This is a genomic window from Armatimonas sp. (assembly GCF_043760365.1).
GTDB lineage: Bacteria > Armatimonadota > Armatimonadia > Armatimonadales > Armatimonadaceae > Armatimonas.
This window is the reverse complement of the sequence record NZ_JAYUPA010000121.1, coordinates 1-6,361: the sequence shown is the minus strand read 5'-3', so window position 1 is coordinate 6,361 and position 6,361 is coordinate 1. Positions and strand designations below refer to the sequence as shown.

The following is a 6,361-nucleotide window of genomic DNA, read 5'->3' as shown; positions in this document are numbered from 1 at the left end:
ACTGGGAGCAGCTTAGAGATCTGGCCGCGCCAGGGAGCACGAAAATTAGTGCCTGCTATGGTGAGGCACATCTTTTTGAGAGCGACCAAAAAGTGGCGGATGCGGCCATTGCAGCGCTTCAAAGCGATGCTCTCGATTTTGTTTTTGTTTATTTCGGACATCCGGATGAAGCCGGACACGCCCACGGCTGGATGACCGAGCCGTACTTAAAAGCCATTGAAAACGCCGATTCTTGCCTGGCGCAGGTGCTAAAATACTGGGATGGGATTGTGTGCGTCGTCAGTGATCATGGGGGGCACGGACGTAGCCATGGCACGGACTGCGCGGAGGACATGACCATTCCGTTTATTTTGCACGGACCCGGCGTTGCGGCGGGGCGGGAACTCAACGAGCCGATTTTCCTGTACGATGTGTGTCCGACCCTGGCGCACGTGCTGGGAGTTCCCACTTGCCGTGAGTGGGATGGCCGGATCGTAGTCGAGGCATTTGAGTAGTCTATGAACGATAATCTGAAAGAATGGAAGCTGGCACAAGGTGCGCTGGGGCTGGTTGCGGCCTCGGCACTGGGCTTCTACGTGCTTTCTGGTAACTTCCAGGCACGTGAGTGGTTTCCCTTCCTACCGCCCTCTCCCCCCCCGAACACCCTGCTCTACCATGCCGACGCCATGCGCCGCACCTTCCAGGCACAGCGGTTCTCGGAGGCTCTGGGAGAGGCAGAGTGGGTGCTTCAACGCGACAAAGAGAACCCGTCGGCGATCCGAACGCGGGCTGCCTGCCTGCTGCATGTGGGGCGCTTTGAGGAAGCGGAGGGAGTCTTTCGCCGTCTGGTCGAAAAAGATAAAAAGGACATTCCAGCCCGCCTAGCACTGGCGACCGCTCTACGAGGCAAGGGCGACGAAGACAGTGCCCGTGGGATCTTGTTGCGCCTTTTAACAGATCCATATGCCGACGCCCTACAACAAGATGCGGCGCGTGCCTCGCTCGATGCCATGGACTCCAGAGAGGGGCTCTTTCCCGACCAGCCCACTCCCCAGCCAAGGCCCAGCCCTGCCGCCTCCCCCACGCCCGAACCACTTCCCGCGATTGCAATCAATCTGCCCGGTATGCCAGAGGCGGATTTCCCAGGCATCCGGCCCGCGTCCGCTCCGCTAGGCATGCGGGAGCATCTGCTGTCCACTCCCATGCCAAAATCCACCCCCGAGCCCTCGGTTGCGGCAGTGACTCTGCCTCCCTTCACGCCTCGGGGAACCCCAGAGCCGGGTGAGACGGAGCCCGGCGAGACAGAGGCTCCTTCGTTGCGAGCCGCCCCCCTGGAGATTCCCCCACCCGCAGATTTTGAGCGGGCACCGATTCCCAGCAACATCCTCCCTGCCACTGTCACGGTGCCACGCAGGATTCTTCCTGCCACGGTTACCACCCAGAAATCGATCTCTCAAAAGCCACCAAAGATAACAAAGAAGAAAATCAGTGGAAAGAAGCCCGTGAAAAAGAAACTATTATAGCGGTTCTCATCAGAGTATGATAGAGTAGTTCGTCAATTTGACAATTGTGTATCGTTGGTGGATTTCGCACTCCGGTTTGCTTCTCCTTCTGAGTCCTCGCTGCACCACTAAACCACGTTTTAATTACGTTCGAATCTGCCTGAACCGGCGCTGTCTCCTCCTTATTTGAGGGCACAGACGCAGGCTGATTTTCAGGAGATTTTTTATATGAGTTTCGATTCCCTCGGCCTGCGTGCCGAGCTTTTGCGTGCGATCAGCGATTCTGGCTACACCGAGCCCACTCCTATCCAAGCACAGGCAATTCCCTTGATCCTAGAGGGCCGCGATGTCCTCGCCGCCGCCCAGACGGGCACGGGTAAGACCGCTGGTTTTACTCTTCCTCTCCTTCAGAAGCTGAGTACAGGCAAGGGTGCCGCTCACCCGCGCCGTCAGCCGATTCGCGCCCTGATCCTCACCCCTACCCGTGAGCTCGCTGCCCAGATTGAGGAGAGTGTTCGCACGTACGGTGCCCACTTGCCGTTGAAGGCTGCGGTTGTTTTTGGTGGGGTCAAGATCGGCCCCCAGATCAGTGCGCTCAATAAAGGCGTGGACATTCTTGTGGCAACCCCAGGTCGTCTACTAGACCACGTGAGCCAGCGCACCGTGAACCTCAGCCAGGTCGAGATATTTGTTTTAGATGAAGCGGACCGGATGCTCGACATGGGCTTTATCCGCGACATTAGGCAAGTGCTCTCCCTGCTGCCCACGCGCCGCCAGAACCTGCTCTTCTCCGCCACGTTCTCCAACGAGATCAAGACACTCGCCGATGACCTGCTCGACAGCCCGGTGCGCGTGGAAGTACCTCGGGAGCACTTAGAGAGCGAGCTGGTAACCCAGTGTGCGTACTCCGTCGCCAAAGACAGCAAGCGCGAGCTTCTGGAGCACCTGCTCGCGACCACGATCAAGGGCCAGGTGCTGGTTTTCACCCGTACCAAGCACGGTGCGGATCGGCTCTGTAAGCAGCTTGTGCGTGGTGGAACCCATGCCGCAGCCATCCACGGCAACCGCAGCCAGCCCCAGCGCATCAAGGCGCTTGCGGACTTCAAGTCCGGGGGGATTCGGGTTCTGGTCGCTACGGATATCGCGGCACGCGGGCTAGATATTGACCAGCTCCCGTTCGTGGTGAACTACGAGCTGCCCAATGTTCCCGAGGACTACGTCCACCGCATCGGGCGCACGGGTCGTGCAGGCACCCCCGGCGAGGCGGTCTCCCTAGTGAGCGCCGATGAGCGCGCCTATGTAACCGCTATCGAGAAGCTGATTGCCAAGAAGATCGAGCGCAAGATGGCTGTGGACTTCACGCCCTCGGTGGTGGAGACGGAGGAGACATCCACGGCGCCGCCGCACCGCAGCCAGGGCCAGCGCAGCCAGAACCAGCAGCCACGGCAGTTCCCACACCCCAAGTCACTGGGAGCATCGTCGGGCTATGGAAGCAACCGCTCCGCCGGGAGCCGCAACTTCGGTGGCGGACGGCGCGGGTACTAATTCGGTAGCAAAAACAGCCTTCCCTCGGAGTCGCCGAGGGAGAGCTGGAGGCCGGGCATGTTGGGGCTCTCGTCGCGGACGGGGGCCTCTTTTCCTGTGACTTTATCTACCTCGCGGACGCTTTCGAGAGGCGCATCAAAGACCACGGTCGGCCAGGCGGAGTAGGCGAAGCGGTAGTTTTGTAGCAGCACGGCGCGCCTGCCGTCTTTGTGGCGAAATGCGCCCACAAGATAGTCACCGGGTGGGTCTTCTGGGGCACGCTTGAGGTCTAAGAGCCCGGAGCCACGGAGCACCTCGGCGGGGTTGTCGGTGGGCTTAACGCGATAGACTCCCGTGCTGGTGAGCTGCATCAGGGTCGGATCGAGTGCGCGTAGCTCGGCGTTGAGGCGCTGAGCGTGGGCGTAGTGGCGTGTTTTCGTGCCGTCCATGGCAATGATCGCACCGCCTTTGGGAAACTCCGCGCCACCGGGCGTGAAGTAACAAAAATACAAAATCCCTCTTGCGCCGTACGCCAGCGACGTGTAGATCTGCCACCTAAGCTGCGACTCAGTGGGGTCGGTGTGCGGACCGTAGGGCATCGCGTTAAAGAAGTTCCAGAATGGAATTTTAGCCGCCAGTGACTGCTCACGCATCACCGCTAAGTTCCCGCAGTAGCGATCCCGCCCATCGCGATCCGGGTGAAAGATGGGGTAGTGATCCATCGAGAGCACACCGGGCTTGACCTGCTTGATGAACTGCTTGACATGGGTGACATAGTCGGGAGAGCCAAGCTGCTCGGGGCTGGCATAGTCGGGGAAAAGATTGACATAGGCCAGCTTTCCCGGATGGAGCCGCTCAATCGCCTCAGCCCGCACCTTGAGTTTCGGGAACTCCGAGGCATTGGGCTCATCTTGCAGCGCGTAGCCCCAGACATTCGGATCCATGGGAAAGGTGCTCGGCTCACTGCCCTTGGGCGACAGAATGCACTTGAGTCCAAATTTTTTAAGGAGCCTGAAGAGTGTAGGGAGTGGCCCACTCTGGAACCCCGCGAGCACGAGATTAAACCCCGCCTCCGAGATCTCTTTGTAGCGCTGCTCGACACGGGTATCGCGGGGGGGATCCACCCAGAATCCGATAACAAACCTATCTTGCACAAACGGCATTGTTTCTCTCTTCTTCCCTCACGATAAACGTGGGGCAATGGGGCCTTTGGCCGCCTCCCTCGTGCCTCGGTCGGGATTCTTTTATTTGAGGACGCGGGCAAGGAACTCTCGGGTTCTTGGCTCTTTAGGATTTTCGAAGAGCTGCTCGGGGGGGCCTTCTTCGAGGATCTTTCCAGCATCGAGAAAGCACACGCGCTGTGCGACTTCTCGGCAGAAACCCATCTCGTGGGTGGCGACCAGCATGGTGCGGCCCGATTGGGCCAGCTCCCGTAGCACTTCGAGCACCTCACCGACCAGCTCGGGGTCGAGCGCCGATGTGGGCTCATCAAAAAGCAGGACTGCGGGCTGCATCGCGAGCGCTCGGGCGATGGCAACGCGCTGCTGCTGCCCCCCCGAGAGCTGCGCGGGGAGCTTGTTCGCATGCTCGCTCAGGTGCACCTGTGCGAGCAAATCCTGCGCTTCTTTCTCGGCGATGGCTTTGTCAAGCTTGCGCACTTTCTGGGGCGCAAGGGCGACATTTTGCAGTGCCGTGAGGTGCGGAAAGAGGTTGAAGCGCTGGAAGACCATCCCGATCTGCTGGCGGAGCGTGTTCTCATTGTGGTCAGTATCGGTGCGGCCTTGAAACACCACACTGCCCCCGCTTGGGATCTCTAGGCGATTGATGCAGCGCAGCAGCGTGGACTTGCCTGAGCCGCTTGCTCCGATCAGCCCAATCACCTCACCCTCCTTGACCGAGAGGGAGATGCCACGCAGCACCGTGGTCTGCGCGAAAGACTTCTGCAAGTCGCGGATTTCCAGCAAGGGGGTGTTCATTGGTTGGATTATACGGTACAACAACTATCTATGGCTGGAACGAATCCCTACACCGCACCGGTTTCCTACGAGAAACCTCGGCAAGCGTATAAACTCACGATCCTGATGGAGGGGGAGCGACACGAGCTAACTATCAACCCGTCGTCGCTGCCGCTGGGGCACAATGGCCTGCCTGGATCGATCTTGGATATCTGCGATGGCTTCGACCTTCCGCTGGAGCACACCTGCGGCGGCGTCTGTGCCTGCTCGACCTGCCATGTGATTGTCAGAGAGGGCTGGAGCTCGCTCAACGAAGCCACCGAGGACGAAGACGATCAGCTGGAAGAAGCGCCCGGCTTGACGTTGAAATCGCGCCTAGGCTGCCAGTGTGTCCCCAACGGCACGCAGGACGTAGTGGTCGAAGTACCGCACTGGAACCGCAACGCCGTCAAAGAGACACCGCACTAGCCCTCCTCCCCTGCCCCTCCTCCCGATAACGGGAGGAGGGGTTACGCCAGCACGTCTCGGATCACCTCGCCATGAACATCGGTGAGGCGGCGGTTGGCTCCGTTGTGGTAGTAGGTTAGCTTTTTGTGATCCAGCCCGAGTAGGTGGAGCACGGTGGCGTGGAAGTCGTAGATGGTCGTGACGTTCTGCTCGGCCTTCCAGCCCAGCTCATCCGTTGCACCGTAGGAGAAGCCGCCTTTCACGCCCGCACCCGCCATCCAGACCGTAAAGCCCTGTGGGTTGTGATCGCGGCCTTGGGTCTTGGCCTGGAACGTCGGCATGCGCCCAAACTCCGTGGTCCAGAGCACCAAAGTATCTTCCAGTAACCCACGCTGCTTCAAGTCCGTGAGGAGCGCCGCCGTGGGCTGGTCGAGGATCGGGCAGTGGCGGTCAAGGTCCGACTTCAGCCGCTGGTGGGCATCCCAGTTGATCGAGCCCTCCGCTGCCGATGACGATGCGCCGCAGTAGAGCTGGACAAAGCGCACCCCACGCTCCACCAAGCGCCGTGCCAAAATACAGTTCTTCGCATAGGCTGCAAGATATTGGTTGCTGCTGTCCGTTCCATAGAGCTTGTGCGTCGCCGCTGTTTCTTTCGAGAGATCCGTGGCCTCGGGTGCGGAGAGCTGCATTCGGGCCGCCAGCGCGTAGCTCGCCAGCCGCGCGTCCAGCTCCGTGTAGCCAGGCGCTTTCTTTCCGTAGCCCTTGTTCAGCGCGTCCAGAAAGCCTCGCACACGTTTTTCACTATCCGGCGATGCGCCCTTGGGCAAATCCAAGTCAGGAATCTGCTTCTCGGTATTAAAAGCCACGCCCTGAAACGCGGCGGGCAGAAAGCCATTGCTCCAGTTGGCAGGCCCCGCAATCGGCAGGCCGCGCACATCGGGAATGGCGACAAAG

The 6,361-nt window shown here is 59.9% G+C and carries 7 protein-coding genes; 4 read left to right on the top strand and 3 right to left on the bottom strand.

Annotated features, from left to right (window positions below; all coding sequences use genetic code 11):
• The 3 genes from ACH2EH_RS03250 to ACH2EH_RS03240 form a co-directional block, all read left to right on the top strand.
• The coding region (locus ACH2EH_RS03250) for an alkaline phosphatase family protein (RefSeq protein WP_395138916.1) at window positions 1-494 on the top strand (494 nt) is incomplete at its 5' end.
• A gap of 3 nt (window positions 495-497) precedes the next feature.
• Entirely contained in the window at window positions 498-1,502 is a 1,005-nt protein-coding gene (locus ACH2EH_RS03245; RefSeq protein WP_395138915.1) for a tetratricopeptide repeat protein, read from the top strand.
• A gap of 207 nt (window positions 1,503-1,709) precedes the next feature.
• A complete protein-coding gene (locus ACH2EH_RS03240; RefSeq protein ID WP_395138913.1) occupies window positions 1,710-3,026 on the top strand; it encodes a DEAD/DEAH box helicase in 1,317 nt (438 codons plus the stop codon).
• On the opposite strand, the gene ACH2EH_RS03235 is transcribed toward ACH2EH_RS03240, so the two are convergent.
• Complete coding sequence (locus ACH2EH_RS03235) at window positions 3,023-4,168, bottom strand: hypothetical protein (RefSeq protein WP_395138911.1); 1,146 nt, start codon at window positions 4,166-4,168, stop codon at window positions 3,023-3,025. The two genes, ACH2EH_RS03240 and ACH2EH_RS03235, sit on opposite strands and share 4 nt — an antisense overlap.
• A gap of 81 nt (window positions 4,169-4,249) precedes the next feature.
• Entirely contained in the window at window positions 4,250-4,969 is a 720-nt protein-coding gene (locus tag ACH2EH_RS03230; protein WP_395138918.1) for an amino acid ABC transporter ATP-binding protein, read from the bottom strand.
• 42 nt (window positions 4,970-5,011) lie between these two features.
• On the opposite strand from ACH2EH_RS03230, the gene ACH2EH_RS03225 reads away from it, so the two are divergent.
• Window positions 5,012-5,428 carry a 2Fe-2S iron-sulfur cluster-binding protein gene (locus ACH2EH_RS03225; protein ID WP_395138909.1) on the top strand — a complete coding sequence of 139 codons (417 nt, stop codon included), beginning with the start codon at window positions 5,012-5,014 and terminating at the stop codon, window positions 5,426-5,428.
• 41 nt (window positions 5,429-5,469) lie between these two features.
• On the opposite strand, the gene ACH2EH_RS03220 is transcribed toward ACH2EH_RS03225, so the two are convergent.
• The coding region (locus tag ACH2EH_RS03220) for a DUF1501 domain-containing protein (RefSeq protein ID WP_395138907.1) at window positions 5,470-6,361 on the bottom strand (892 nt) is incomplete at its 5' end.

Excerpts from the sequence above, each read along its gene's own strand:
- ACH2EH_RS03245 (WP_395138915.1), top strand. The coding sequence starts at position 498 with ATGAACGATAATCTGAAAGAATGGAAGCTGGCACAAGGTGCGCTGGGG.
- ACH2EH_RS03235 (WP_395138911.1), bottom strand. The coding sequence starts at position 4,168 with ATGCCGTTTGTGCAAGATAGGTTTGTTATCGGATTCTGGGTGGATCCC.
- ACH2EH_RS03225 (WP_395138909.1), top strand. The coding sequence starts at position 5,012 with ATGGCTGGAACGAATCCCTACACCGCACCGGTTTCCTACGAGAAACCT.
- ACH2EH_RS03240 (WP_395138913.1), top strand. The coding sequence starts at position 1,710 with ATGAGTTTCGATTCCCTCGGCCTGCGTGCCGAGCTTTTGCGTGCGATC.